General features: G+C 73.0%; 22 protein-coding genes. 12 read left to right on the top strand and 10 right to left on the bottom strand.

What is annotated here, in order from left to right; genetic code table 11:
* Positions 1-18: 18 nt before the first annotated feature.
* A complete protein-coding gene (locus ABD324_RS23755) occupies positions 19-327 on the top strand; it encodes a thiamine-binding protein (protein WP_344421109.1) in 309 nt (102 codons plus the stop codon).
* Between the two features lie 121 nt (positions 328-448).
* Here the strand turns inward: ABD324_RS23755 and ABD324_RS23750 are convergent, their stop codons facing one another.
* Complete coding sequence (locus ABD324_RS23750; RefSeq protein WP_344421106.1) at positions 449-736, bottom strand: hypothetical protein; 288 nt, start codon at positions 734-736, stop codon at positions 449-451.
* A 233-nt stretch (positions 737-969) separates the two neighbouring features.
* Between ABD324_RS23750 and ABD324_RS23745 the strand changes: the two genes are divergently transcribed.
* Both ABD324_RS23745 and ABD324_RS23740 read left to right on the top strand, forming a co-directional pair.
* Entirely contained in the window at positions 970-1971 is a 1002-nt protein-coding gene (locus ABD324_RS23745; RefSeq protein WP_425565888.1) for a tetratricopeptide repeat protein, read from the top strand.
* Between the two features lie 54 nt (positions 1972-2025).
* Positions 2026-3216 carry a glycosyltransferase family 87 protein gene (locus tag ABD324_RS23740; protein ID WP_344421103.1) on the top strand — a complete coding sequence of 397 codons (1191 nt, stop codon included), beginning with the start codon at positions 2026-2028 and terminating at the stop codon, positions 3214-3216.
* A 72-nt stretch (positions 3217-3288) separates the two neighbouring features.
* On the opposite strand, the gene glgB is transcribed toward ABD324_RS23740, so the two are convergent.
* The 7 genes from glgB to ABD324_RS23705 all read right to left on the bottom strand — a co-directional run bounded on the left by glgB (position 3289) and on the right by ABD324_RS23705 (position 13002).
* Positions 3289-5601: a 1,4-alpha-glucan branching protein GlgB gene (gene glgB / locus ABD324_RS23735; RefSeq protein ID WP_344421100.1), complete on the bottom strand. Its 2313-nt coding sequence runs from the start codon at positions 5599-5601 to the stop codon at positions 3289-3291.
* A 235-nt stretch (positions 5602-5836) separates the two neighbouring features.
* Positions 5837-7279, bottom strand: a complete 1443-nt coding sequence (locus tag ABD324_RS23730) for a maltokinase N-terminal cap-like domain-containing protein (RefSeq protein ID WP_344421097.1) — start codon at positions 7277-7279, stop codon at positions 5837-5839.
* On the bottom strand, positions 7276-9012 hold the full coding sequence (gene treS, locus ABD324_RS23725) for a maltose alpha-D-glucosyltransferase (RefSeq protein ID WP_344421094.1): 1737 nt from the start codon (positions 9010-9012) through the stop codon (positions 7276-7278). The genes ABD324_RS23730 and treS overlap by 4 nt, the downstream gene beginning before the upstream one ends.
* A gap of 48 nt (positions 9013-9060) precedes the next feature.
* The gene (locus ABD324_RS23720) at positions 9061-9684 is read right to left on the bottom strand and encodes a GPP34 family phosphoprotein (protein ID WP_344421091.1); all 624 of its coding nucleotides are present in this window, start codon (positions 9682-9684) and stop codon (positions 9061-9063) included.
* 72 nt (positions 9685-9756) lie between these two features.
* Positions 9757-9957, bottom strand: a complete 201-nt coding sequence (locus ABD324_RS23715; RefSeq protein WP_344421088.1) for a type II toxin-antitoxin system antitoxin — start codon at positions 9955-9957, stop codon at positions 9757-9759.
* Positions 9958-9960: 3 nt separating this feature from the next.
* Complete coding sequence (locus ABD324_RS23710; protein ID WP_425565887.1) at positions 9961-10887, bottom strand: SPFH domain-containing protein; 927 nt, start codon at positions 10885-10887, stop codon at positions 9961-9963.
* Between the two features lie 147 nt (positions 10888-11034).
* Positions 11035-13002 carry an alpha-1,4-glucan--maltose-1-phosphate maltosyltransferase gene (locus tag ABD324_RS23705; RefSeq protein ID WP_344421086.1) on the bottom strand — a complete coding sequence of 656 codons (1968 nt, stop codon included), beginning with the start codon at positions 13000-13002 and terminating at the stop codon, positions 11035-11037.
* Positions 13003-13337: 335 nt separating this feature from the next.
* On the opposite strand from ABD324_RS23705, the gene glgP reads away from it, so the two are divergent.
* From glgP to ABD324_RS23690, 3 genes are all read left to right on the top strand, one after another.
* Complete coding sequence (glgP, locus tag ABD324_RS23700; protein ID WP_344421083.1) at positions 13338-15848, top strand: alpha-glucan family phosphorylase; 2511 nt, start codon at positions 13338-13340, stop codon at positions 15846-15848.
* 55 nt (positions 15849-15903) lie between these two features.
* Positions 15904-16482, top strand: a complete 579-nt coding sequence (locus ABD324_RS23695; protein WP_344421080.1) for a phytanoyl-CoA dioxygenase family protein — start codon at positions 15904-15906, stop codon at positions 16480-16482.
* A gap of 88 nt (positions 16483-16570) precedes the next feature.
* Positions 16571-17020: a DUF5946 family protein gene (locus ABD324_RS23690; protein ID WP_344421077.1), complete on the top strand. Its 450-nt coding sequence runs from the start codon at positions 16571-16573 to the stop codon at positions 17018-17020.
* A 106-nt stretch (positions 17021-17126) separates the two neighbouring features.
* Here ABD324_RS23690 and ABD324_RS23685 read toward each other — a convergent pair whose 3' ends face one another.
* On the bottom strand, positions 17127-17369 hold the full coding sequence (locus ABD324_RS23685) for an FmdB family zinc ribbon protein (protein WP_344421073.1): 243 nt from the start codon (positions 17367-17369) through the stop codon (positions 17127-17129).
* Between the two features lie 111 nt (positions 17370-17480).
* Positions 17481-19499: a glycogen debranching protein GlgX gene (gene glgX / locus ABD324_RS23680; RefSeq protein WP_344421070.1), complete on the bottom strand. Its 2019-nt coding sequence runs from the start codon at positions 19497-19499 to the stop codon at positions 17481-17483.
* A gap of 73 nt (positions 19500-19572) precedes the next feature.
* Between glgX and ABD324_RS23675 the strand changes: the two genes are divergently transcribed.
* The 6 genes from ABD324_RS23675 (at position 19573) to ABD324_RS23650 (ending at position 25087) form a co-directional block, all read left to right on the top strand.
* On the top strand, positions 19573-20337 hold the full coding sequence (locus ABD324_RS23675; protein WP_344421830.1) for an ABC transporter ATP-binding protein: 765 nt from the start codon (positions 19573-19575) through the stop codon (positions 20335-20337).
* A 26-nt stretch (positions 20338-20363) separates the two neighbouring features.
* On the top strand, positions 20364-21143 hold the full coding sequence (locus ABD324_RS23670) for an enoyl-CoA hydratase/isomerase family protein (RefSeq protein WP_344421067.1): 780 nt from the start codon (positions 20364-20366) through the stop codon (positions 21141-21143).
* Positions 21144-21211: 68 nt separating this feature from the next.
* Positions 21212-22228, top strand: coding sequence for a ribonuclease Z (locus tag ABD324_RS23665; protein WP_344421064.1), 1017 nt, complete (start codon positions 21212-21214; stop codon positions 22226-22228).
* A gap of 11 nt (positions 22229-22239) precedes the next feature.
* Positions 22240-23202, top strand: coding sequence for a methyltransferase domain-containing protein (locus ABD324_RS23660; RefSeq protein ID WP_344421061.1), 963 nt, complete (start codon positions 22240-22242; stop codon positions 23200-23202).
* Positions 23203-23334: 132 nt separating this feature from the next.
* Complete coding sequence (gene macS, locus ABD324_RS23655) at positions 23335-24432, top strand: MacS family sensor histidine kinase (RefSeq protein ID WP_344421058.1); 1098 nt, start codon at positions 23335-23337, stop codon at positions 24430-24432.
* 31 nt (positions 24433-24463) lie between these two features.
* Positions 24464-25087, top strand: coding sequence for a response regulator (locus ABD324_RS23650; RefSeq protein WP_344421827.1), 624 nt, complete (start codon positions 24464-24466; stop codon positions 25085-25087).
* Position 25088 lies beyond the last annotated feature (1 nt).

Below are 25088 nucleotides of genomic sequence, written 5' to 3'. Positions count from 1 at the left end.
TGGGGCAGGGTGGACACCATGCTCGTAGCGTTCAGCATCGCACCTTCCGGCAGCGCCGAGAGCCCGGACGGCAGCGTGGGCGACGCGGTCGCCGAGGCGGTCCGGGTCGTGCGGGAGTCCGGCCTCCCCAACGAGACCACGTCCATGTTCACCACGATCGAGGCCGAGACCTGGGACGAGGCGATGGCCGTGGTCAAGAAGGCCGTCGAGGCCGTGCAGGCGCGGGCGCCCCGGGTCAGCCTGGTGCTCAAGGCCGACATCCGGCCGGGCTGGTCGGGACAGCTCTCGGCCAAGGTCGACCGCGTCAACCGGGCACTCGGCGAGTGAGCTCACCACCGCCGTCCTGATCCGGGGGACCCGGCACGACGGTGCCCGCTCGTCGGCAGCGCCCGGACGGCACGACGGCCCGGCCACCCTCGCGGGGACCGGGCCGTCGGCGGGCTGCCTGTCAGGCGATGTTCAGCGTGAAGAAGAACGTGCCGACGAGGATGGCGACGAAGCCCAGCGCCATCGCGATCTTGGCGAGCTTGGCGGTCTGCGGGCTGCGCACCGCCGCGATGCCGAGGCCGATCGCCAGCACGCCGCCGATCCACCCCGCGATCGAGATGGGGCTCGCGACGAGGGCGATGATGCCCACGATGAGCGACACCTTGCCCAGCGACGAGCTCTCCTGGCGCGCCGTCTTCTTGCGCGCGTCGGACAGAAGGCGGTCGGCGACGGTGTTGTCCTGGCTCATGGGGATCCTCCGGTCGGGGGACGGGGCTCGGGGGGCGGCCGTCCGGCTTCTACGCAGAGTGACGTCGGAGTCACTTCTGCTCTGCTAACGAGCGCGCACGCCCCGGGGGTGCTCCGCCGGATCGGTGATCAACGGCCGGGACGGGGGGAACGCCCGGTGGCCGCCATCACCGGATCGGCCCAACGTCGGCAGGGACGCCCGCGAGGGGCGGTCACGAAGGGAAACGTGCCAGGATGGTCGTCGTGTCCCGACCCGATCCCCGCAGGGCCGCCCAGAGCGCGGCGCTGTCGTCCGCGATGGCGGGCGCCGTCGACCTGTCCGCCCTGAAGGCCCGCTCCGAGGCGGCAGCCCGGCAGCAGACCGCGGCCCGCCCCGGCGCCCCGGCCCCCGCCCCGTCCGCAGGCAGCACCGTCGGCAACGTCGTCGACGTCACCGAGGCGACCTTCCAGACGGACGTGCTGGAACGCTCCACCCAGGTCCCGGTGATCGTCGACCTGTGGGCCACCTGGTGCGAGCCGTGCAAGCAGCTCTCCCCGGTGCTCGAGCGGCTCGCCGCCGCCAGTGGGGGAGCGTGGATCCTCGCGAAGGTCGACGTCGACGCCAACCCGCGGATCGCGCAGGCCTTCGGCGTGCAGTCCATCCCGATGGTGGTCGCGGTCGTCGCCGGCCAGCCGGTGGACGCGTTCCAGGGCGCCCTGCCCGAGCCGCAGGTCAAGCAGTGGATCACCGCCCTGCTCGACGCGCTGCGCGAGCGGATGCCGGCGATCGCGGAGGGCGAGCGCCGCGCCGCCGAGGCGGGTGGCGAGGAGCCGGCCGAGGAGCCCGAGGACGAGCGGTTCACCGCCGCCGAGGACGCGCTCGAGCAGGGCGACTACGCCGCGGCCGACGCCGCCTACCAGGCGATCCTCGACGCCGAGCCGGGGAACGAGATGGCCCGGGCCGCGCAGGCCCAGGTCCGGTTCCTGGCCCGCGCGGAGAGCGCGGACCCGTCGTCGATCGCGAAGGCGGACTCCGCCCCGGACGACGTCGACGCCCAGCTCGCCGCCGCGGACGCCGAGGTCGCGATGGACCGCGCCGAGGCCGCCTTCCAGCGCCTGGTGAACACGGTGGCCCGCACCTTCGACGAGGACCGCGAACGGGTCCGCGTCCACCTCGTGGGCCTCTTCGAGCTCTTTCCCACGGACGATCCCCGCGTCGCGAAGTCCCGCCGCGCATTGGGCCGCGCCCTCTTCTAGGCATGATGCGCCCGGACGGCGGCGGCTCCCGGTGAGCGGCTAGCGTTGCCAGCCGTGTCTACGACCAGTCCGCCGAGCCCCGTGGAGGCGCCCGCGCGGCGGTGGCCGGCGGGGCGGATCGCTGCGGCGGGGGTGGCGGCCGTCGCGCTCGCGCTCACCGTCGTGCTCCATGCGACGCACCCGAACGCGCTGGTCACGCTGCTGCCGGCCCCGGACATGCGGGACCTGCACGTCGACTTCGACACCTTCTGGCACTCCGCCGTCGCCCTCGTGCACGGCACCGACATCTACGACACCGGCGCCAAGCTGCGGAACCTCAATCCGCCGGTGCTGAGCCTGCTGCTCGCGCCGCTGGCCGGGTTCGCGTCGCTCACCGCGTACCGGATCTTCGCCGTGCTCACGCTCCTGCTGGTGCTCGGCGCGGTGCTGGCGGTGTGCCGGGAGCTGCGGCTGGGCCGCGGCTGGACGGCCGCGGCGGCGCTGGCGATGCTCGCCTCGTCCCCGCTGCACGGCACGCTGCTGCTCGGGCAGATCTACGGCCTGCTGCTGGTCGTGCTGGTCGGGGGGTGGGTCGCGGACCGGCACGGGCACCCGGTGCTCGGCGGGATCCTGTACGGCGTGGCGGTGGCGCTCAAGCCCTCGCTCGCCCCGGTCCTGCTGCTGCCGCTGGTGCAGCGCCGCTGGCCGGCGTTCTGGGGCGGTGTCGGTGGGGCCGCCGGTGCGACGGTGGTCGGGGCGCTGGCCGCCGGGCCGTCGAGCGCCGTGGACTGGGTGCGGATGGCGCTGAGCGAGCCCGTCCCGGACGTCCTGGACAACGCCGCGTTCCCCGGCCTCGCGATGCGGCTGCACGTGCCGTCCGCCATCGGGACGGTGCTGGGGCTGGTCGTCCTGGTTGCGACGCTCACGTGGATCGTCCGCCGCAGGGCGGATCCGACCGGCACGGCGCCATGGGCCGTCATCGCGGCGGGACTGCTGATGTCCCCGATCTCCTGGCACAACTACCTGCTGCTGCTGTGGCCGGGGATCCTGGTCGTCGTGGCGCTCACCGCCGCGGGCAGCACCGCGCGGGCCCGGGTCGGGGCCCTGCTCGCGCTGCCGCTGATCCCGGTGAGCTGGGGCGACCTCTGGCAGGACACGAACCCGTGGTCCCCGCTCGCCCGCAGCCTCTACTGCGCGATCCTGCTGGCGTACTGGCTCACCCTGCTGCACCACGCCCGCGCGTCAGCGTCACACACGGCCTCCTGAATGTGCCGACTCGCGGGTTTCGGAAACCCGCGAGTCGGCACATTCGGGAGGGTGAGACGCACGTCTGCGACGTCAGAAGTCGCGGACGTCCTCGTCCGCCGGGCCGACCTCGGGGGCCGGGGTGGTCTCGGGCGCCGCGGCCGGCCGCTTCGGGTGCACCGGGCCTCCCGTCGACTCCGGGACGAGCCACAGCACGCCCGACGGGGGCAGCCGCAGCACGGCACTCGCGGGGCGGCCGTGCCACACCGTGCGCTCGGCCTCCACCGAGCCCAGGTTGCCCACGCCCGAGCCGCCGTAGCTCTGCCCGTCGGTGTTCACGAGCTCCTTCCAGCGGCCGGCGAAGGGCAGCCCGATGCGGTAGTTCTCCCGCGGCTGGCCGGAGAAGTTCGCGACGGCCGCCAGCACCGCCGGCCGCCCGTCGTGGTCGGTGCCCTGGCGGAGGAACGAGAGCACGTTGCCCGCGGCGTCGTTGGCGTCGATCCAGGAGAAGCCCTCGGGATCGTGGTCCGCCGTCCACAGCGCCGGATGGTCCCGGTAGGCGCGGTTGAGGTCGCCGAGGAGCGTCTTGATCCCGCCGTGCAGCGGGTCCGCGAGCAGCTCCCAGTCCAGCGAGCGCTCCTCGGACCACTCCCGGACCTGCCCGAACTCCTGCCCCATGAACAGCAGCTGCTTACCCGGGTGGGCCCACATGAACGCCAGCAGCGCGCGGACTCCTGCGGCCTTGTTCCAGTCGTCCCCGGGCATCCGGGTCCACAGCGAGCCCTTGCCGTGCACGACCTCGTCGTGGCTGATCGGCAGGACGTAGTTCTCGCTGAACGCGTACATCAGCGAGAACGTCATCTGGTTGTGGTGGTAGCTGCGGTGGATGGGGTCGCGCCCGGTGTAGTCGAGCGTGTCGTGCATCCAGCCCATGTTCCACTTGAAGCCGAAGCCGAGCCCGCCCATGTAGGTGGGCCGCGTGACGCCCGGCCAGGCGGTGGACTCCTCGGCGATGGTGATGACGCCCGGGTGTTGCTTGTAGACGGTCGCGTTCATCTCCTGCAGGAACGCGACCGCGTCGAGGTTCTCCCTGCCGCCGTGGATGTTCGGCAGCCACTGCCCGTCGGCGCGGGAGTAGTCGAGGTAGAGCATCGAGGCCACGGCGTCGACCCGCAGACCGTCCACGTGGAACTCGTCGAGCCAGTAGAGCGCGTTGGCCACCAGGAAGTTGCGGACCTCGGTGCGCCCGAAGTCGAACACGAGCGTGCCCCAGTCCGGCTGCTCGCCGCGGCGCGGGTCGGCGTGCTCGTAGAGCGCGGTGCCGTCGAACTTCGCCAGTGCCCACTCGTCCCGCGGGAAGTGCGCGGGGACCCAGTCGACGATCACGCCGTACCCGCTGCGGTGCAACGTGTCCACGAAGTAGCGGAAGTCGTCCGGGGTGCCGAAGCGGCTCGTCGGCGCGTAGTACGAGGTGACCTGGTAGCCCCAGGACCCGCCGAACGGGTGCTCGGCCACCGGCAGCAGCTCGACGTGGGTGAAGCCCGTCTCGTCCAGGTACTCCACGAGCTGGTCGGCGATCTCGCGGTAGCCGTTGCCCTTGCGCCACGAGCCGAGGTGCAGCTCGTAGACGCTCATCGGCTCGGCGTGCGGCGCCCGGACGGCGCGGGCGGCCATCCACTCCTCGTCCTGCCACTGGTGGTGCACCGCGGTGACCACGGACGCGGTGGCCGGGGGGACCTCGGTGGCGAACGCCATCGGGTCCGCCTTGTCCCGCCACACGCCGTCCTGGCCCAGGATCCGGAACTTGTACCGGGTGCCGACGCCCACGCCCGGCACGAAGATCTCCCAGACGCCCGAGGAGCCGAGCGAGCGCATCGGGTGCGCCCAGCCCGCCCAGCCGTCGAAGTCACCCGTGACGCGCACGCCCTGCGCGCTCGGCGCCCACACGGCGAAGCTGGTGCCGGTGACCGTGCCGGAGGCGGTGTCGTAGCCGCGCACGTGGGCGCCCAGCACGTCCCAGAGCCGCTCGTGGCGGCCCTCGCCGATCAGGTGCAGGTCCACCTCGCCGAGGGTCGGCAGCCAGCGGTACGGGTCGTCGACGACGTCCGTGCGGTCGCCGTAGCGGACCGCGAGGCGGTAGTCCCCGCCCGGGCCGTCGACCACGCCCGAGAACAGGCCGGCGTCGTGCACCTTGACCAGCGGGAACGCGTCGTTCGGATCGCCGTTGCGCAGGACCGACACCTCGTCGGCGTGCGGTCGCAGGACGCGGACGACGGTGCCGCCGCCCGCGGTCGGGTGCGCACCCAGAACCCCGTGGGGGTTGTGGTGGGCACCACCCAGGAGCTTGTCGGTCGTCGCCTGGTCCGGGGGGCAGGGGTCGATCGTGCGGGTGTCCTCGTGTGCCACCCGGGAACCGTAGTGCCCCAAGCCCGCACTCGCCCAACGTGGTCCGCCGAACGGGTTGCTGTCAACCGATCGGTCAGCCGTCCGGCGGAAGCGCCGGCACCGCCCCTGGAGACCGGGCGCCGCTCCTGGCCCGCCCGGCCCAGGCGACACCGGAGGACAACGCTCGCTGAGCGATCGTGTCCCTCCAGCGGACGCGAGCGGCCTGCTGGGGATCCGGCACCGTCAGGGCCGCGTCCTACAGCGAGATGTGCGGGTCCGACTCGCTGTCGCTCGAGTCCAGGCCCTTCTCCGCGGTGTCCTCGAGGATCCGGGCGATGGAGGACAGGGGGATGACCGCCCAGGTGGGGCGCGAGCGCGTCTCGTAGACGACCTCGTAGACCGCCTTGTCCAGCTCGAAGGCCCGCAGGACGGCGGCCTCGGAGCGGGGGTCGGTGCCCGCGCCGAAGGCGTAGCCGTCGCAGAAGGCGGAGCGGTTGCGCACCGCCCACTCGTCCGCGCGGCGCAGGAGCTGCAGCTCCTCGTGCTCGTCCGCGGTGTCGGCGAGGGTGACCTGGTGGTACACGGCGTAGTCGAAGGAACGCAGCATCCCGGCGACGTCGCGCAGCGGGGAGTCCATCCGGGTCCGCTCCGCCAGCGTCGACGACGGCTCGCCCTCGAAGTCGATCAGCACCCAGCCCCAGGGCGTGCGCAGGGTCTGGCCCAGGTGCAGGTCTCCGTGCACCCGCTGGGTGGTGATCTCGCCGTCGAGCGCCGCGTAGACCGCGCGGATCCCGTCGACGTGGGGGGCGAGCTCGGGGACCTGCGCCGCCGCCGCGTCCAGCCGGGTGGTCAGCGCCGCCGCGAGCGAGGCGCCGTCGCGGGTCCCGGTCCCGAGCGCCGACCGCAGTTCCTTGTGGACGATCGCGACGGTCTCGCCGAGCCGGCGGGACTCGCCCGCGAAGTCCCCGCCCACCTCGTTGGCGTACAGGTCCGCCTCCGCGAGCAGGTCCCGCACGCTGGTCAGGGCCATCGCCCAGCCCTCGGCGGAGTTGCCCAGGTAGTCCTGGAGCATGCCGAGCGTGGCGGGTTCGCCGTTCAGCGCGCCTTCGACGGCGCCCTGCAGCGACGCCACCTGCTCGGAGCCCTCGCGCCGCAGCGCCCGGTGCAGCTCGAGATCCGGGTTCACGCCCGGGGCGATGCGCCGGAACAGCTTGAAGATGCTCTTCTCGCCGTAGGCGACCGACGTGTTCGACTGCTCGACGCCGAGGATCCGACCGGGCATCCCGCGCGGGATCTCGGCGCCCTCCTCGGGCACGAAGCGCACGGCAGCGTCACCGGAGCCGACCTGCCGGCCGTCCGCCAGGGCGTCGATCAGCCAGGTGGTGGCCTCGTGGTCCCACATGGCGTCGTAGGCGATCCGGTCCCCGACGGCGCCGATGGTGGCGTACTCGAGCTGGTGCTCCGGTTCGTGGCGACGGCCGAGCAGCAGCTGGAAGTGCTCCGGCACGGGAGAGTCGGCGAACCGCACGCGCAGCACGCAGAGGTCCAGCAGCAGCGCACCGTCGTCGACCAGCGCCGTCGTCTCCGACACGGCGACCGACTCCACCGGCCGGCCCTTCGCCGGGAACCAGCGCTGGCGGCCCAGGTACTCGGGCAGATGGGCGGGAAGCTCGGCCGCGACCAGGGGATCCGGGGTCACGCGGGATCCTCCACCGGGCAGATGGCGAACCAGTAGAAGCCGTGACCCGGCAGCGTCAGCAGGTAGGGCAGGCGGCCGATGCGGGGGAAGGACACCCCGCCCGTCAGCTCGTTCGGCACGTGTCCCTCCCAGGACGAGAGGTCCAGCTCCACCGGCTGCGGGAAGCGGCTCATGTTGTTGACGCACAGCACGGTGTCCCCGGAATGGGTCCGCGTGTAGGCCAGCACGGACGGGTTGGAGCCGCCGAGCTCGTGGTAGTCGCCGAGGCCGAAGGCGGTGTGCCGCTTGCGGATCTCGATCATGTGCCGGTTCCAGTTGAGCAGCGACGTCGACGAGTTCGACTGCGCCTCGACGTTCACCGCCTGGTAGCCGTACACGGGGTCCATCACCGCGGGCAGGAACAGCCGGCCCGGGTCGCAGCTGGAGAACCCGGCGTTGCGGTCCGGGGTCCACTGCATCGGGCTGCGGACGGAGTCCCGGTCGCCCAGCCAGATGTTGTCCCCCATGCCGATCTCGTCCCCGTAGTAGAGCACCGGGGAGCCCGGCAGGGAGAGCAGCAGCGCGGTGAACAGCTCGAGCTGGTTGCGGTCGTTGTCCAGCAGGGGGGCGAGCCGGCGGCGGATGCCGATGTTCGCCTTCATCCGCGGGTCCTTGGCGTACTCCGCGTACATGTAGTCGCGCTCTTCGTCCGTGACCATCTCGAGCGTGAGCTCGTCGTGGTTGCGCAGGAAGATGCCCCACTGCGCGCCGGACGGGATGGGCGGGGTCTGCGCCAGGATCTCCGAGATCGGGAAGCGGTTCTCCCGGCGGACGGCCATGAAGATGCGCGGCATCAGCGGGAAGTGGAAGGCCATGTGGCACTCGTCGCCGCCGACCTCGGGGTCCCCGAAGTACTCCACGACGTCCGACGGCCACTGGTTGGCCTCGGCGAGCATGACCCGGCCGGGGTACTCGTCGTCGATCACCTTGCGGCAGCGCTTGAGGAACTGGTGGGTCTCGGTGAGGTTCTCGCAGTTCGTGCCGTCCCGCTCGAACAGGTACGGCACGGCGTCGAGCCGGAACCCGTCGATGCCGATGTCCAGCCAGAAGCGCAGGACGTCGATCATCGCCTCGGCCACGGCCGGGTTGTCGTAGTTGAGGTCCGGCTGGTGGGAGAAGAAGCGGTGCCAGTAAAACTGGCCGCGCACCGGGTCGTAGGTCCAGTTGGACGTCTCGGTGTCGACGAAGATGATCCGCGCGTCCGGGTAGCGGGTGTCGTCGTCGGACCACACGAAGAAGTCGCCGTAGGGGCCGTCGGGATCGCGCCGCGACGCCTCGAACCAGGGGTGCTGGTCCGAGCAGTGGTTCATCACGAGGTCGGTGATGACCCGGATGCCGCGCTTGTGCGCCTCGTCGAGCAGCACGACGAAGTCGTCCACGGTCCCGAACTCGGGCAGGACGGCGCGGAAGTCCCGGATGTCGTACCCGCCGTCGCGCAGCGGCGAGTCGTAGAAGGGCGGCAGCCAGAGGCAGTCCACGCCGAGCCACTGGATGTAGTCCAGCTTCTCGGTGAGCCCGCGCAGGTCGCCGAAACCGTCCCGGTTCGAGTCGTTGAAGGCCCTGACCAGCACCTCGTAGAACACCGCCGACTTGAACCAGTCCGGCTGGATCTCCAGCGCACGGGCGTGCCCGTACTCGTCCGACTCGTGTTCCGCGACGAGGATCTCGCCGCCCGTCTCGACCGTCTCAGTCATCGCCGGTGACTCTATCGGGGGGTGCCGGGAACTTCAGGACGGAGCGGGTCATCCGGACGCGGCGGCGGCGTGCTGGGCGTCGATGGCCTTGCGCAGGCCCTTCGCGGGCGGGCCGGTCACGGCGTCGAGCCGCTCCTTGTGCTGCTTGGCCTCCGCGCGGCTCACCACGGTCCGCAGCCGGGCCGCGGCGGCCAGGCCCAGCGCGTCCGCATCCGTACGGTCGGCGGTGTCGAGCCGCGGCGCGCGCAGCACGGCCCGGGTGGCGTCCACGAGCTTGCGGACGGCGCGGGGGTCCCGCGGGGTGACCCGGGCCGGCAGCAGCGTCCGCTCCTCGACCCTGATCCAGCGGGCCCCGGCGAGGGCATCGCGGACCTGCCGGTTCGCCTTGCCCGCGCGCCGGCCCACCCAGGTCTGCCAGCGGCGGGGTCGTCCGGTGTGTTCGGCGACCTCGGCGAGGACCTGCGCGAGGAACGGATCGGTGACGCGGGCCCGGGGCACGGCGACCACCCGGCCGTCCTCGTCCTTCAGGGCCCCCGCCGCCAGCAGCTGGGTCAGCGCCGCGGCGCGGACCAGGGCGCCCCGCTCGCCGGAGGCGCCGAACCGGTTGCGCTCGGCGTCGTAGGTGAGCAGGTAGAGGCGCTCGGGGAGGGTGAGCGACGCGGCGTCGGGCATGGGGTCCTCCTCGGGAGTTTCCGCAGGTCAGATCTCGTGAGTGGCGATAGTCGCTCTGGCGACCATCGCCACTCACGGGGTGGTTCTCGGGCGGCCGGGGCGGCGGATGGGTTCGGCCGCCTTCGGGAGGCGGCCGGCGTCGCCGAGGGCCCGGCGCAGGAGGAACTCGATCTGCGCGTTGGTGCTGCGCAGCTCGTCGTCCGCCCAGCGGACCAGGGCGTCGTGCACCGCCGGGTCCAGGCGCAGCAGGATCTTCTTGCGTTCGGGGGGCACGGGCTACGAGTACAGCGAGCCCGTGTTCACGACGGGCTGGGTGTCGCGGTCGCCGCACAGCACCACCAGGAGGTTGGAGACCATGCTGGCCTTGCGCTCCTCGTCGAGCTCCACGACGTCCTGCTCGGAGAGCTTGTCCAGGGCCATCTTGACCATCCCGACGGCACCGTCGACGATCTGCGAGCGCGCCGCGACGACCGCGCCGGCCTGCTGGCGGCGCAGCATCGCCTGGGCGATCTCCGGCGCGTAGGACAGCCGGGTGATCCGGGACTCGATGACGGCCACGCCGGCCGACTCGACCCGCGCCGCGATCTCCGCGGACAGCCGGCCGGTGATCTCGTCGGCGTTGTCCCGCAACGAGAGTCCGGGCGCGCCCTGGTTGTCGTAGGGGTAGCTCGTCGCGATGTGGCGCACCGCCGTCTCGGACTGGATGGCCACGAACTCCACGAAGTCGTCGACCTCGAAGGAGGCCTTCGCCGTGTCCCGCACCTGCCAGACGACGACCGCGGCGATCTCGATGGGGTTGCCGTCCGCGTCGTTGACCTTGGCGAGCTCGGTCTCGTGGTTGCGGATCCGGGTGGAGATCTTGCGGCGGTTGGTGAACGGGTTGACCCAGCGGAAGCCGCTCTGCCGGATGGTGCCGAGGTAGCGGCCGAACAGCTGCACCACGCGCGCCTCGCCGGGGGCGACGGCGGTGAGGCCGATGCTCAGCACCAGGCCCGCCGCGATCGCGAGCCCGCCGACCGCGCCGGTGGCGGGCGCCGACTCGACGAGGAAGACGATCAGCAGGACGCCGCCGACGATCAGGAGCAGCGACAGGGCCAGCATGCCGAACCCGCCGGCGCCGGCCATGCGCCGCTCCTCGACGTGGGGTTCCGGCATGGCGGGCACCTCGGCCGGGGGCAGCGTGGGAATGGGGGAGTCGGACATGTCGGGCTCCTTTCGTGACATGTCCACCATAGCAAAGTGATATCACTTTTGGCGAGCGGAGCCCGCCCGGACATGAGCGAACGGCACTCTCGCTCACTAGGTGTGAACGAGAGTGCCGTTCGCTCGAGGTGTGGCCGGGCGTGGGTCCTAGTGGACGCGCAGGATGTGCGCGACGTTCTCCCAGGGCTGGAGGCGGACGAAGTTGCGCTCGGCCCAGTGGAAGGTCTCGCCGGTGAGCTCGTCGGTGACCTCGAGGCTGTCCGTCCAGTCCAGGCCCAGCTCCGGCATGTCGAGGCGGACGAAGCCCTCGCGCATGTCGAAGGAGTTCAGCGTGACGACGATGATGATCGTGTCGCCGGTCGCCGGGTCCTTCTTCGAGTAGGCGAGGATCTCGTCGTTGTCCGTCTCGTGGAAGTGGATCTCCCGGATCTGCTGCAGCGCGGCGTGCCCGCGGCGGATCTCGTTGAGACGGCCGATGAACGGCTCCAGCGAGCGGCCCTCGTTGACCGCGGCCTGGAAGTCCCGCGGGCGCAGCTCGTACTTCTCCGAGTCCAGGTACTCCTCGGAGCCTGCCTTCACCGCGGTGCCCTCGAACAGCTCGAAGCCCGCGTAGACGCCCCAGGTCGGCGACATCGTCGACGCCAGGACGGCGCGGATCGCGAACATCGCGGGCCCGCCGGTCTGCAGCGACTCGTGGAGGATGTCCGGGGTGTTGACGAAGAGGTTGGGCCGGGCCTCGTCCGCGCGCTCGGCGTGCATGAGCGCGAACTCGGTCAGCTCCTCCTTCTCCGTGCGCCAGGTGAAGTAGGTGTAGGACTGCGTGAACCCGAGCCGGGCCAGGCCGAACATGCGGGCGGGGCGGGTGAAGGCCTCGGCCAGGAACAGCACGTCCGGGTAGCGGGCCTTGACCTGCCAGATCAGCCAGTGCCAGAAGTTCGGCGGCTTGGTGTGCGGGTTGTCCACCCGAAAGATCCGCACCCCGTGCTCGACCCAGTGCAGCACCACGCGCAGGGCCTCGGCGTAGAGGCCGGCCGGGTCGTTGTCGAAGTTGATCGGGTAGATGTCCTGGTACTTCTTCGGCGGGTTCTCCGCGTAGGCGATGGTCCCGTCGGGCAGCACCGTGAACCACTCCGGGTGGGCCTCGACCCACGGGTGGTCCGGCGCGCACTGCAGCGCGAAGTCGAGCGCGATCTCCAGGCCGAGGTCGCGGGCGCGGGCGACGAACGAGTCGAAGTCCTCGAGCGTGCCGAGCTCGGGATCGATGGCGTCGTGCCCGCCGTCGGCGCTGCCGATCGCCCACGGGGAGCCGACGTCCCCGGACTCGGCGTGCACGGAGTTGTTGCGGCCCTTGCGGTGCACCCGGCCGACCGGGTGGATCGGCGGCAGGTACACCACGTCGAAGTTCATGGCCGCGACGCGGTCGAGCTCCTTGGCCGCGGTGACGAACGAGCCGTGCACGGCGCGGCCCGTCTCGTCCCGCCCGCCCGTGGAGCGCGGGAAGAACTCGTACCAGGAACCGAAGAGCGCGCGGTCGCGGTCGACGTACACCTGTTGGGTGCGGCCGCGGGTGATCAGCTCGCGCACCGGGCGCTCGGTCATGATCGTGTGCACGGCCGGGAACAGTGCCGGGGCCACCCGGGCGTGCAGGGGGAGCGCGGTGTCGCGCAGCGCGTGCGCGGCGCCGAGCAGCAGGTCCCGGTTCGGGCGCTCGCTCGGGCGGCGGCCGACCCGCTGCAGCAGCCGCGCGCCCGACTCCAGGTCGTTGGCCAGCTCGTCCGCGCTCTGGCCGGCGCGCATCTTCGCCGTGACGGCGTGTCGCCAGGTGGCCCACGGGTCGCTCCACGCGTCCACGCGGAAGGTCCACAGGCCCGGCTCGTCCGCCGCCACGGTGGCGACGAACCGGTCCGTGCCCACGCCGTCCGGCGTCATCCGCACGTGCTCGGCCGCCTCGCGGGAGCCGAGCCGCTTCCACACGACGTTCGCGGCCACGGCGTCGTGCCCCTCGCGCCACACGGTGGCGCGGACGGGCAGGATCTCACCGACGACCGCCTTGCTCGGATGACGCCCGTCGCCCACCGCGGGCGTCACGTCATCGATTCCGAGCCGACCGGTCATCGACGCCACCCCCGTGTCCGTAAGGTCCGATTGTGCACGCGGGCACCCCGCGTTTCGCGTGCGTCACAACCGTACCTACCCCGTCCACCGCGGCGTGTAACGGGACGGGGTGTCGCATCACGATTCACACGCTCTTCATCGAGCGGACAGGACCGCCCGGCGATCCGTCGGCGCTCAGCGGCCCGCGTCGTCACGGATCGTGACGAACTGCTGGTCCGGGCGGCGCCGATCTCACTCCTCCGAACACGGGAACGAGACCACCCGATCGGGGGCGCCGGCCCGGTGGGCGCAGCTGTATCGGTCGAGGTACCGATCCCGTACTACTCTCCCGCGTCGTGAGAGCCCTCCGACGGTTCACCGTCCGTGCACAGCTGCCCGAGTCGCTGGCGCCGCTGCAGACCCTCGCCACCAACCTCCGCTGGAGCTGGCACCCCGGCACCCGCGAGCTGTTCGCGTCGCTCGACGCGGACGCGTGGGCCCGCGCCGGAGAGGATCCGGTGCGGCTGCTCGGGGAGATCTCCACCTCGCGGCTGACCGAGCTGGCCGGCGACCCGCAGATCGTGGACACCGTCCGGGACCTGGCGGCGGACCTGGAGCGCTACCTCACGGCCGACCGCTGGTACCAGGGCCGTGAGGACCTGCCGGCCGCGATCGCCTACTTCTCCATGGAGTTCGGCGTCTCGGAGGTGCTGCCGAACTACTCCGGGGGCCTCGGCGTGCTGGCCGGGGACCACCTCAAGGCCGCCTCCGACCTGGGTGTGCCGCTCGTCGCCGTCGGGCTGCTCTACCAGTCCGGCTACTTCCGGCAGTCGCTCTCGCTCGACGGCTGGCAGCTCGAGCACTACCCGGTGCTGGACCCGCAGGGCCTGCCGCTGCAGCTGCTCACGGACGCCGACGGCGCGCCGGTGGTCGTCGACGTCGCCATGCCGGGCGGCCGGACCCTGGCCGCGCGGGTCTGGCAGGCCTCGGTCGGGCGCGTCCCGCTCCTGTTGCTGGACACCGACATCGAGGCCAACGACGCCGACCTGCGGGCCGTCACGGACCGGCTCTACGGCGGCGACCAGGACCACCGGATCCAGCAGGAGATCCTGATCGGCGTCGGCGGCGTCCGCGCGGTGCGGGCGTACTGCGAGTCGACCGGGCACCCCGCGCCGGAGGTGTTCCACACCAACGAGGGCCACGCGGGCTTCCTCGGCCTCGAGCGCATCCGCGAGCTCGCCGACGGCCAGGGCCTCGACTTCGACCAGGCGCTCGCGGCGGTGCGCGCGGGCACGGTCTTCACCACCCACACCCCGGTGCCGGCGGGCATCGACCGGTTCCCCGTCGAGCTCGTCAAGAGGTACCTGACGGACGCGCTCCTCCCGGGCGTCCCCACGGACCGGCTCCTCGCGATGGGGTCCGAGGACGACCCGGCCATGTTCAACATGGCGCACATGGGCCTGCGGCTGGCGCAGCGCGCGAACGGCGTCTCCCGGCTGCACGGCGAGGTCTCGCGCGGGATGTTCGGCGGCCTCTGGCGCGGCTTCGACGCCGCCGAGGTGCCGATCGGCTCGGTGACCAACGGGGTGCACGGGCACACCTGGGAGTCGCCGGAGGTGTCCGTCGCGATCGGTGAGCCGGGCTCGTCGCTCGACCACGTGGGCGACGCGGAGCTGTGGGGCCTGCGCAACGCGCTGCGCGCCCGGCTGGTCGACGAGGTGCGCCGTCGGGTCCGGGCCGCCTGGATCGAGCGCGGCGCGTCGACGCCGGAGCTGAGCTGGACCGACCACGTGTTCGACCCGGACGTCCTCACGGTCGGGTTCGCCCGCCGCGTCCCCACCTACAAGCGGCTCACGCTGATGCTGCGCGACCCGGACCGGCTGCGCGACCTGCTGCTCGACCCGCACCGCCCGGTGCAGCTGATCGTCGCGGGCAAGTCCCACCCGGCCGACGACGGCGGCAAGGCGCTCATCCAGCAGATCGTCCGGTTCGCCGACGACCCGGCCGTGCGGCACCGCATCGTGTTCCTGCCGGACTACGACATGTCGATGGCCCGGTACCTGTACTGGGGCTGCGACGTGTGGCTCAACAACCCGCTGCGGCCGCTGGAGGCCTGCGGGACCTCGGGGATGAAGTCCGCCCTGAACGGCGGCCTGAACCTCTCGATCCGCGACGGCTGGTGGGACGAGCTCTACGACGGCGCCAACGGCTGGGCGATCCCCACCGCGGACGGCATCGCGGACCCGCACCGCCGCGACGACCTGGAGGCCCAGGCGCTCTACGAGCTGCTCGCCACGCAGGTCGGCCCGGCCTTCTACGAGCGCGACGGCGGGGTGCCGCCCAAGTGGACCGCGCTCGTCCGGCACACCCTCGAGACCCTGCGCCCCGAGGTGCAGGCGACGCGGATGGTGCGCGAGTACGTCGAGGACTGGTACGCGCCGGCCGCGTCGGCGGCCCGGACGGTCACCGCGTCGGCCTTCGCGGGGGCCCGCGAGGTCGCGGCCTACCGGGGCCGGCTCGACGCGGCGTGGACGAAGGTGCAGGTCACCGGCGTGGATGCGTCGGGGTTGCCGGACACCCCGGTCGTCGGGGCGCCGATGACGGTCCGCGCGGCCGTCGACCTCGCCGGCCTGACCCCGGAGGACGTGACGGTCGAGGCGATCGTCGGGCGGGTCGACGAGTCCGACGAGCTCGAGGACACGGTCCGGGTCGCGATGAAGCACGTCGGGACCACGGACGGGACGGAGCGCTTCGAGACGGTCGTCCCGCTCCCGCACGCGGGCCTGGCGGGCTACACGGTCCGGGTCCTCCCGCACCACCCGCTGCTCGCCTCGCCCGCGGAGCTGGGCAAGGTCGTCCTGGCCTGAGCCACGGTCGGTTATCCGGTCGCGGTGCGGTGGGCGGCGGCGGGATGATCCGGGCGTGAGCGCTCTCGCCGAGGACGGGTACGTCGTGCTGCGCGGGGTGGTGTCCCCGGCGGACGTCGCCGCCCTGCGCGCCTCGATCACGTCGGCGCTCGCGACCCCGGATCTCGCGCGGCAGGGCGGGACGGTGCACGTCCCGGACCTCGCCGGACCCGAGGTCGACCGGCTCGTCGCGGCACTGCTGCCGTCGGTCCGGGAGGTCCTCGGGCCGGCCGCGGAGCTGCGGCAGGTCCACTTCCGGGCGCCGCTGCCGGGGTTCGGCGGGCAGTCCCTGCACGCCGACTTCGCCGGGCCGCCGCCTCCCGAGGGCGCGGCCATCGCCGTCGCGATCGTGGCGCTGGTCGACGTCACCCCGGACGGCGGGGCGACCCGGGTGGTGCCGGGGACCCATCGGTGGCGGAAGGTCGCGCCGGGCGGGGACCCCGGTCGTCGGCATCCGGAGGAGCGGCTGGTCCCGCTCGCGGCGGGGGACGCACTGCTGTTCGACGGGCACCTGTGGCACTCGGGGACCCGCAACGACTCGGACCGGCGACGGGACGCGCTGCAGGTCAGCTTCGTGCGGCCGGGTGCGGCGTGACGGTGCCGCGCGCGGGGTCCGCTGCACCGGGACGGCCCCCGGTGATCGCGGCCGCGGAGGCCGCGGGGTCCACCGGCGGGGCCGTGCGGTGACCGCAGGCTGTCCCGGCTGCACGGGCACCGAGCCGTGGACGGCCTCGCCCGGGTGCGCGGAGCAGGCGCTGGTGGTGGCGGAACGGGAGTTCGGGAACCCGGCGTACTTCGCGGTCCACGCGATCACCGCCGCGGCCTACCGGGTGCAGCACCCCGCGACCGTCACGCCGTACTCGGTGGCGGTGGGGCTGGTGGTGCTGGAGGGCGCCGGATCGGGCCTGCGGGGTGCGGCGCTGGAGAAGCGGATCCGTTGGGCGGCGCCGCTGCTCCGGGCCCGGACGCCGGCCCTCGACCCGCCGTCGGGGCGCTGGACCCTGACGATCGACGACGTCGCCGCGGCCTCCACCGCCGAGGAGCACGGGGCGGTGGTGCTCCGTTGGGCCGAGGAGATCGCGGAGGGCTGGGCGAGCGCTCGCGCCGCAGTCACGGCCGTCCTCACAGCATGATCGCCGAGTCCGTCCGCGGACCCGCCGGGATCGTCGCTCCGCGGACCCGGACGTCGATCATCGGCCGAGGCGACCGCCGGCCCGCGAGAGCGCGGGCCCGTGCGGCTCAGCCGCAGCCGCACCCGCCGCCGCAGCATCCGCCCCCACCACCGGCCGGCGCCATCATCGGCGCTCCGCCCCCACGCGCCCGCCCACCCAGGGCGACGGTCGAGAGCAGCTTGACGGTGTCGGCGTGGCCCTCCGGGCAGGCCGCCGGATCCGAGGCCGCGGACATCGGACGGTCGACCTCGAAGGTCGACGCCCGCCCCGTCGCGGTGCACTCCCGGCAGCGGAACTCGTAGCGCGGCATCGTCGGAGCGTACGCCGAACCCCGGTGCGCGGGGAACCGTGCTCGCGCACCGCTCCCCGCGTGCGGACGGTGGAACCGCAGGTCAGACGGGCCTCCCGGGGGCGCGAGTGCTCACAGGCGTTGGAAGAGGGTGAGGGAGTGCGGGGGGAGGGTGATGGTGCTGCCGCCGCGGAGGCGGCGGGAGGTCACCGGGACGCCGTCCTCCCGGGTGGTGTCGAGGATCGGGACCAGGACCGAGTTGCCGGGGAGCTTGCAGGGCTGGGCGTCGCCGTCGCCGTTGAGCAGGAACAGCCAGTGGCCGGTGAGCAGGCCCAGGGTGCGGGCGTTGCCGTCGAACCAGTCGCCGGTGGCCATGGAGCGGCCGGCGGGGTTCCACCAGCGCACGTCCTCCTCCCGGAGGAACACGTCCCGGTGCAGGTCCGGGGAGGAGCGGCGGATCGCGGCGACGCGGGCGGTGAAGGCCGTCATCGCCTCCGCGGCGCCGGGGTCGAGCGCGTCGGGGGACCAGTCGACCCAGGTGGTCTCGTCGTCGAGGCAGTAGGCGTTGTTGTTGCCGCCCTGGGTGCGCCAGCGCTCGTCGCCGCCGACGATCATGGGCGTGCCGATCGACAGCATCAGGGTCGCGAGCATGGCGCGGGCGGTGGCCCGGCGCCGCGCCCGGACGACCGGTGAGCGGCTCTCGCCCTCGACGCCGAAGTTCTGCGAGCGGTTGTCGTCCGTGCCGTCGCGGTTCTGCTCGCCGTTGGCCTCGTTGTGCTTGCGCTCGTAGGTCACCAGGTCGCGCAGGGTGAAGCCGTCGTGCGCGGTCACGAAGTTCACCGACGCCCACGGCCTGCGCCCGGACAGCGCGTACAGGTCCGAGCTGCCGGTGACCCGGGAGGCCAGCTCGGCGATGTGGCCGTGGCCGCGGAAGAAGTCCCGCACGGCGTCGCGGTAGCGGCCGTTCCACTCCGACCAGGCCACGGCGAAGCCGCCGACCCGGTAGCCCTCGCCGGTGGCGTCCCAGGGCTCGGCGATCAGCTTGCACGTCGAGAGCACCGGATCCACGGCGATCGCGGTGAGCAGCGCGGAGTTCGGGTCGAACGGGCCGGAGTGCGGCCGGCCGAGCACGGAGGCGAGGTCGATGCGGAAGCCGTCCACGCCGTAGCGGGTCACCCAGTGCCGCATGGCGTCGCAGATCAGCCGGATGACCGTGGGGGAGCCCGCGTCGAGGGTGTTGCCGCAGCCGGTGATGTCGGCGTCGAAACCGTTGCCGCCCAACGAGTAGTAGCTGCGCGCGTCCAGGCCGCGGTAGGAGAGCGTCATGCCGCCGACGCCGCCCTCGCAGGTGTGGTTGGGGACGAAGTCGAGGATCACCTCGATGCCGGCGGCGTGCAGCGCGTCGACCATCGTGCGGAACTCGGCCGTCTCCTCGCCGGGCATGCTCGCGTAGCCGCCGTGCGGCGCCATGAAGCCGAGCGTGGAGTAGCCCCAGTAGTTGCTCGCGCCCCGCTCGACCAGCGACGGCTCGGAGGCGCTGGCGCACACCGGGAGCAGCTCGACCGCGGTCACCCCGATCCGCGACAGGTGCTCGACGACGGCGGGGTGCGCCATCCCGAGATACGTGCCGCGCTGCTCGACGGGCACCTCGGGATGGAGCTTCGTGTAGCCGCGCACGTGCAGCTCGGCGACCACGGTCTCCGACCACGGGACGTCCGGGCGCGGGGGGAGCGGGCCGCCGTCCGGGTCGTCGACCACGGAGAGGGGGACGTGGCCGAGCGAGTCGAGCGGGCTCGCCGGGCCGGTCATCGGGTCGTCCCGCCAGCCGCGCGCCGCCGCCAGGTCGGTGACGCGGCCGGTGATCCGGCGGGCGTACGGGTCCACGAGGATCTTGTTCGGGTTGCTGCGGTGCCCGTCCCAGGGTTGGTAGGGGCCGTGCACGCGGTAGCCGTAGCGCTGCCCCGGCAGCACCCCGGGCACGTGTCCGTGCCACACCCCGAAGGTCTGCTCGGTGAGCGCGAAGCGTCGCTCGGTCAGATGTCCGGCGCCCCCGTCCACCAGACAGACCTCGACGGCATCGGCGCTGGTGGAGGCGACGGCGAACCGCGCCCCCTCGGCGTCGACATGGGCACCCAACGGGAAGACCGGCACGATCGGCCAGGATAAGGGGGTGAGCACTCCCGGACCGACCGCCGCGCCCGATCTCACTGATCTTGTGATCCGCATGGACGACGTCACCGTGCGCCGCGGGAAGACCGTGCTGCTCGACGCCGTCGACTGGCGGGTCGAGCTCGACGAGCGCTGGGTGGTCCTCGGCCCGAACGGCGCCGGCAAGACGACGCTGCTGCGGCTGGCCGCCGCCGAGATGCACCCGACGTCGGGCGCGGTGCACGTGCTCGGGGAGCGCATCGGCCGGGTCGCGCTGTTCGACCTGCGCCCGCGCATCGGCCTGACCTCGGCGAACCTCGGGATCCGGATCCCCGGCGACGAGCTCGTCTCCGACGTCGTGGTGAGTGCCGGGTACGGGGTGCTCGGCCGCTGGCGGGAGCGCTACGACGCGATGGACACCGGCCGGGCCGCCGCGCTGCTCGAGCAGCTGGGCATGTCCGGCTTCGCGGACCGCGAGTACCGGACCCTGTCGGAGGGGGAGCGCAAGCGGGTGCTGATCGCCCGCGCCCTGATGACGGACCCGGAGCTGCTGCTGCTCGACGAGCCGGCCGCCGGCCTCGACCTCGGTGGTCGGGAGGACCTGGTGTCCCGGCTGTCGGCCCTGGCCCTCGACGCCGACGCGCCCGCATCGGTGCTGGTCACGCACCACGTCGAGGAGATCCCGCCGGGGTACTCGCACGGCCTGCTGCTGCGCGAGGGCCGGGTGGTCGCCGCCGGGCTGCTGGACGACGTGCTGACCGACGAGAACCTCACCGAGACCTTCGGGCTGCCGCTGGCGGTGCAGAAGCGGCGGAAGCGGTACAGCGCCTGGCTCCGCTGAGGGCCGCCCCGGGTTAGGGTCCGGACGTGACGGAATTCGTGAGGCTCGAGGTCGAGAACGGCGTGGGCACCATCCGGCTGGACCGGCCCCCCATGAACGCGCTGAACCGCCAGGTCCAGGCCGAGCTGCTGCAGCTCGCCGAGGAGGCGTCGGCCCGCGCCGACGTGCGCGCGGTGATCGTCTACGGCGGTGCGAAGGTGCTCGCCGCGGGCGCGGACGTCAAGGAGATGGCGACGATGTCGTACTCCGACATGGCACCCGTCGCGCGCAAGCTGTCCGCCGGGCTGGGGGCGCTCTCGATCATCCCGAAGCCGACCGTCGCAGCCGTCACGGGCTACGCCCTCGGCGGCGGCCTCGAGGTCGCGCTCGGCGCGGACCGCCGGATCGCCGGGGACAACGCCAAGCTCGGCTTCCCCGAGATCCTGCTCGGCATCTTCCCCGGCGGCGGCGGCACCCAGCGCCTCGCCCGGCTGGTCGGGCCCTCGCGGGCCAAGGACCTCATCTACACCGGCCGGATGGTCACCGCGCAGGAGGCCCTGGAGATCGGGCTGGTCGACGAGGTGGTGGCGGCCGACGACGTCTACGCCCGGTCGGTCGAGTACGTCTCCCAGTTCACCGCGGGCCCGGCCCTGGCCTACGCGGCCGCCAAGAAGGCGATCGACGGCGGCCTGGACACGGACCTGCGCACCGGCCTGGACATCGAGTCCGAGCTGTTCGCGGGCATCTTCGCCAGCGACGACGCCGCGATCGGCATGACGTCCTTCGTCGAGAACGGCCCGGGCAAGGCCGAGTTCACCGGCCGCTGAACCGTCCGTGAGTGGCAATGGTCGCCAGAGCGACCATTGCCACTCACGACCCGTGGTAGGGAGCGCGCGTGCGGGAGCTGGTGGTCCTGGGCACGGCCTCGCAGGCGCCCACCCGGACCCGCAACCAGAACGGCTACTTCCTGCGCTGGGACTCGGCATCGGCGGCCGACCCCGCAGGCTCCGGCTCCGGGTCGACGGTCGACTCCGCAGGCCCCGTCTCGGAATCGACGGTCGGCTCCGCGGGCTCCGCCTCCGGGTCGATGGTCGACTCCGCAGGCTCCGTCTCCGGCGGCTACCTGTTCGACCCGGGCGAGGGGACCCAGAGGCAGATGGTGTTCGCGGGGATCCCCGCGAGCGCGATCACCCGGATCTGCCTCACCCACCTGCACGGGGACCACTGCCTCGGGGTCCCCGGCGTCGTCCAGCGGATCTCGCTGGACCGGGTGTCGCATCCCGTCCACGCGCACTTCCCGGCGTCCGGGCACGAGTGGTTCCGCCGGCTCCGGCACGCCTCCGCCTTCCAGGACCACGCCGACATCCCGGAGCACCCGCACTCCGCCGACGGGCCGGTCGCGCCGGGGCTGGAGGTGCGGCGCCTGGAGCACTCCGTCGAGTCCTTCGGGTACCGGCTGACCGAGCCACCCGGGCGTCGGATACTGCCGCGGGAGCTCGCGCGGCACGGGATCACCGGGGCCCGTATCCGGGAGCTGCAGGCCCGGGGCTCGCTCGACGGGATCTCGCTGGGCGACGTCTCCGCGCCGCGGCCCGGCCAGGTGTTCGCCTTCGTGATGGACACCCGGCTCTGTGACGCGGTGTTCGCGCTCGCCGAGGGCGCCGACATGCTCGTCATCGAGTCGACGTTCCTGCACGAGGACGCCTCGCTCGCCCACACCTACGGGCACCTGACCGCGCGGGAGGCGGCCTCGGTGGCAGCCCGGTGCGGGGTCCGCTGCCTGGTCCTGACGCACTTCTCGCAGCGCTACACCGACCCCCTCGCCTTCGAGAAGGAGGCGCGGGAGGTGTTCGACGGGGAGCTGCACGTGGCGGCGGACCTGATGCGGGTGCCGGTGCCGAAGCGGCGTTAGGGTCCCTACCCATGAGTACGGCTCCGCAGAATCCCACTGCCCGCCCCACCGCGGAGCAGGTCGAGGCGGCGTGGAAGGACCCCAAGCTGGCCAACGTGCTCTACCACGACTGGGAGGCGCAGAGCTACGACGACAAGTGGTCCATCAGCTACGACGAGCGCTGCATCGACTACGCCGCGGGCCGCTTCCGCCTCGCCACCGGCTGGGACGGCCGCCCCTACGGTCACGCCCTGGAGCTCGGCTCGGGCACCGGGTTCTTCCTGCTCAACCTGATGCAGGCCGGGGTGGCGACCACCGGGTCCGTCACCGACCTGTCGCCCGGCATGGTGGCTGCGGCGCTGCGCAACGCGGAGCACCTCGGCCTGCCGGTCGACGGGACGGTGGCCGACGCCGAGATCCTCCCGTACGACGACGACACGTTCGATCTCGTCGTCGGACATGCGGTGCTGCACCACATCCCGGACGTCGAGCAGGCGTTCCGCGAGGTGCTGCGCGTGCTGAAGCCGGGGGGCCGGTTCGTGTTCGCGGGCGAGCCCACCACGGTCGGGGACGCCTACGCGCGCACGCTCTCCCGGCTCACCTGGAAGGCCGCCACGACCGTCACGAAGCTGCCGCCGCTGCAGGGCTGGCGACGGCCGCAGGCGGAGCTCGACGAGTCGAGCCGCGTGGCGGCGCTGGAGTCGGTGGTGGACATCCACACCTTCGATCCCGCGGACCTCGAGGCGATGGCGACGCGGGCCGGGGCGCAGCAGGTTCGCGCGGTCACCGAGGAGCTCACGGCCGCGATGCTGGGCTGGCCGGTGCGGACCTTCGAGGCCGCCGTGCCGCCGGGGAAGCTGGGCTGGAACTGGGCGATGTTCGCCTACCACTCGTGGCAGCGGCTCTCGGCCCTCGACGCGGTGCTGAGCCGGGTCGTCCCGCGGGCCTGGTTCTACAACGCCCTGATCACCGGAACCGCAGGTCAGTGGGGGTAGGGAGGACGTCGGCTCCTCCGCAGGGGCAGAGACACCCACGGGGTCGGTAGTTCTGCGGATCTCGCGCGCGGGGGCGCGGGGCAGGGTGGGCTCGTGTTCCGTCGTGCGCCGCAACCCGCCACACTGATCGACGTGGACCGCCCGTTGGAGCCGTTGTGGCGCGGGGTCGTGGTGTACCGGGTGCTGACCCTGGTGCTCGTGATCGCCGTGGCCGCGTTCCACATGGGTTCGTACGCCTCGCCCCTGGGCGCGGGGCTGGTCCTCGGCGTCATGACGATCTGGACCGGCGTGCTCGCGCGCGGGTACCTGAGCTCCCACCGCGACGCGCTCGCGATCGCGGACCTCGTGCTCTGCGCGGCGATCATGCTGACCACGCCGCTGATCGTCACCGACGCGCAGCTCGACGCGTCGACGCCCGGGATGGGCTCGATCTGGACCTCCGGCGCGGTGCTGGCCTGCGCCGTCGCCTACCGGATCCCCGGCGGGGTCGTCGCCGCCGCGGTGATCTCGGGGGTGCTCGTCGTCGCGAAGTCGCGGGCCACGCTGGTCGAGCTCAGCGACATCCAGATCCTGGCCCTCGCCGGGCTGACGGTCGGGTACGCGTCGGTCGTGCTGCGGCGGGCCGCCGAGCGGGTGCGCCTGGCCGCGGCGGAGGAGGCGGCGACGGCGGAACGCGAGCGCCTCGCCCGCGCGGTGCACGACGGCACCCTGCAGGTCCTCTCGCACGTCAAGCGCCGGGCCGCGGAGCTGGGCGGCGGCGCGGCCGAGCTCGGCACCCTCGCCGGTGAGCAGGAGCTCGCCCTGCGGACCTTGCTGACGCGCGGGCGCACCGACGAGCGGGACGGTCGGCGCGATCTCGCGGCCACGCTGCGGGCGCTCGCCTCGGCGTCCGTCACCGTGTCGGCGCCGGCGCATCCGGTGGAGCTGTCCGCCGCCGTCGTCACGGAGCTGGACGGGGTGGTGCGGGCGGCGCTGGCCAACGTCGAGCGGCACGTCGGCGCGGGCGCGCCGGCCTGGGTGCTCGTCGAGGAACTGGGAGACGCCGTGGAGGTCTGCGTGCGCGACGACGGCCCCGGCATCCCCGCGGGCCGGCTCGCGGAGGCCGCCGAGCAGGGCCGGATCGGCGTCGCGCGGTCGATGCGGGGGCGGGTCGCCGACCTCGGGGGGAGCCTCGAGCTCGACACCGGGCCCGGGCGGGGCACCGAGTGGACGATCCGGATCCCGGCGTGACCGTCGAGGGGGAGCTGTGGGCGTGACGGTCATGGTGGTCGACGACCACCCCATCTGGCGCGAGGGCGTGGCCCGTGACCTGGGCGAACGCGGCCTGGAGGTGGTGGCCACCGCCCCGGACGCCGGTGCCGCGGTGCGTATCGCGCCCGCCGTGCGGCCGGACGTCGTGCTCATGGACCTCAACCTCGGCGAGACGTCCGGGGTGGACGCGATCACCGGGATCGTCGCGACGCTGCCGCAGACGCGGGTGCTGGTGCTGTCGGCCTCCGGCGAGCACGCGGACGTGCTGGAGGCGCTCAAGGCCGGGGCGACCGGCTACCTGGTCAAGTCCGCGAGCGTCGACGAGCTGGTGGACGCCGTGCAGCGCACCGCCGAGGGGGTCCCGGTGTTCACCCCGGGGCTCGCCGGGCTGGTGCTGGGGGAGTACCGGCGGATCGCGGGCGACGGGCCGGCGGTCCCGGCACTCACGGACCGGGAGACCGAGGTGCTGCGGTTCGTCGCGAAGGGGCTGACCGCGAAGCAGATCGGGGAGCGGCTGGCGGTGTCGCACCGGACCGTGGAGAGCCACGTGCAGAACACGCTGCGGAAGCTGCAGCTGCACAACCGCTCCCAGCTCGTCCGGTACGCGATCGAGCAGGGGTTGGCGGACGACTAGG

Source organism: Pseudonocardia ailaonensis, assembly GCF_039531635.1.
Classification (GTDB): Bacteria; Actinomycetota; Actinomycetes; order Mycobacteriales; family Pseudonocardiaceae; genus Pseudonocardia; species Pseudonocardia ailaonensis.
Note: the sequence above shows the minus strand (reverse complement) of the source record. Positions and strands in the feature narration are given on the sequence as shown.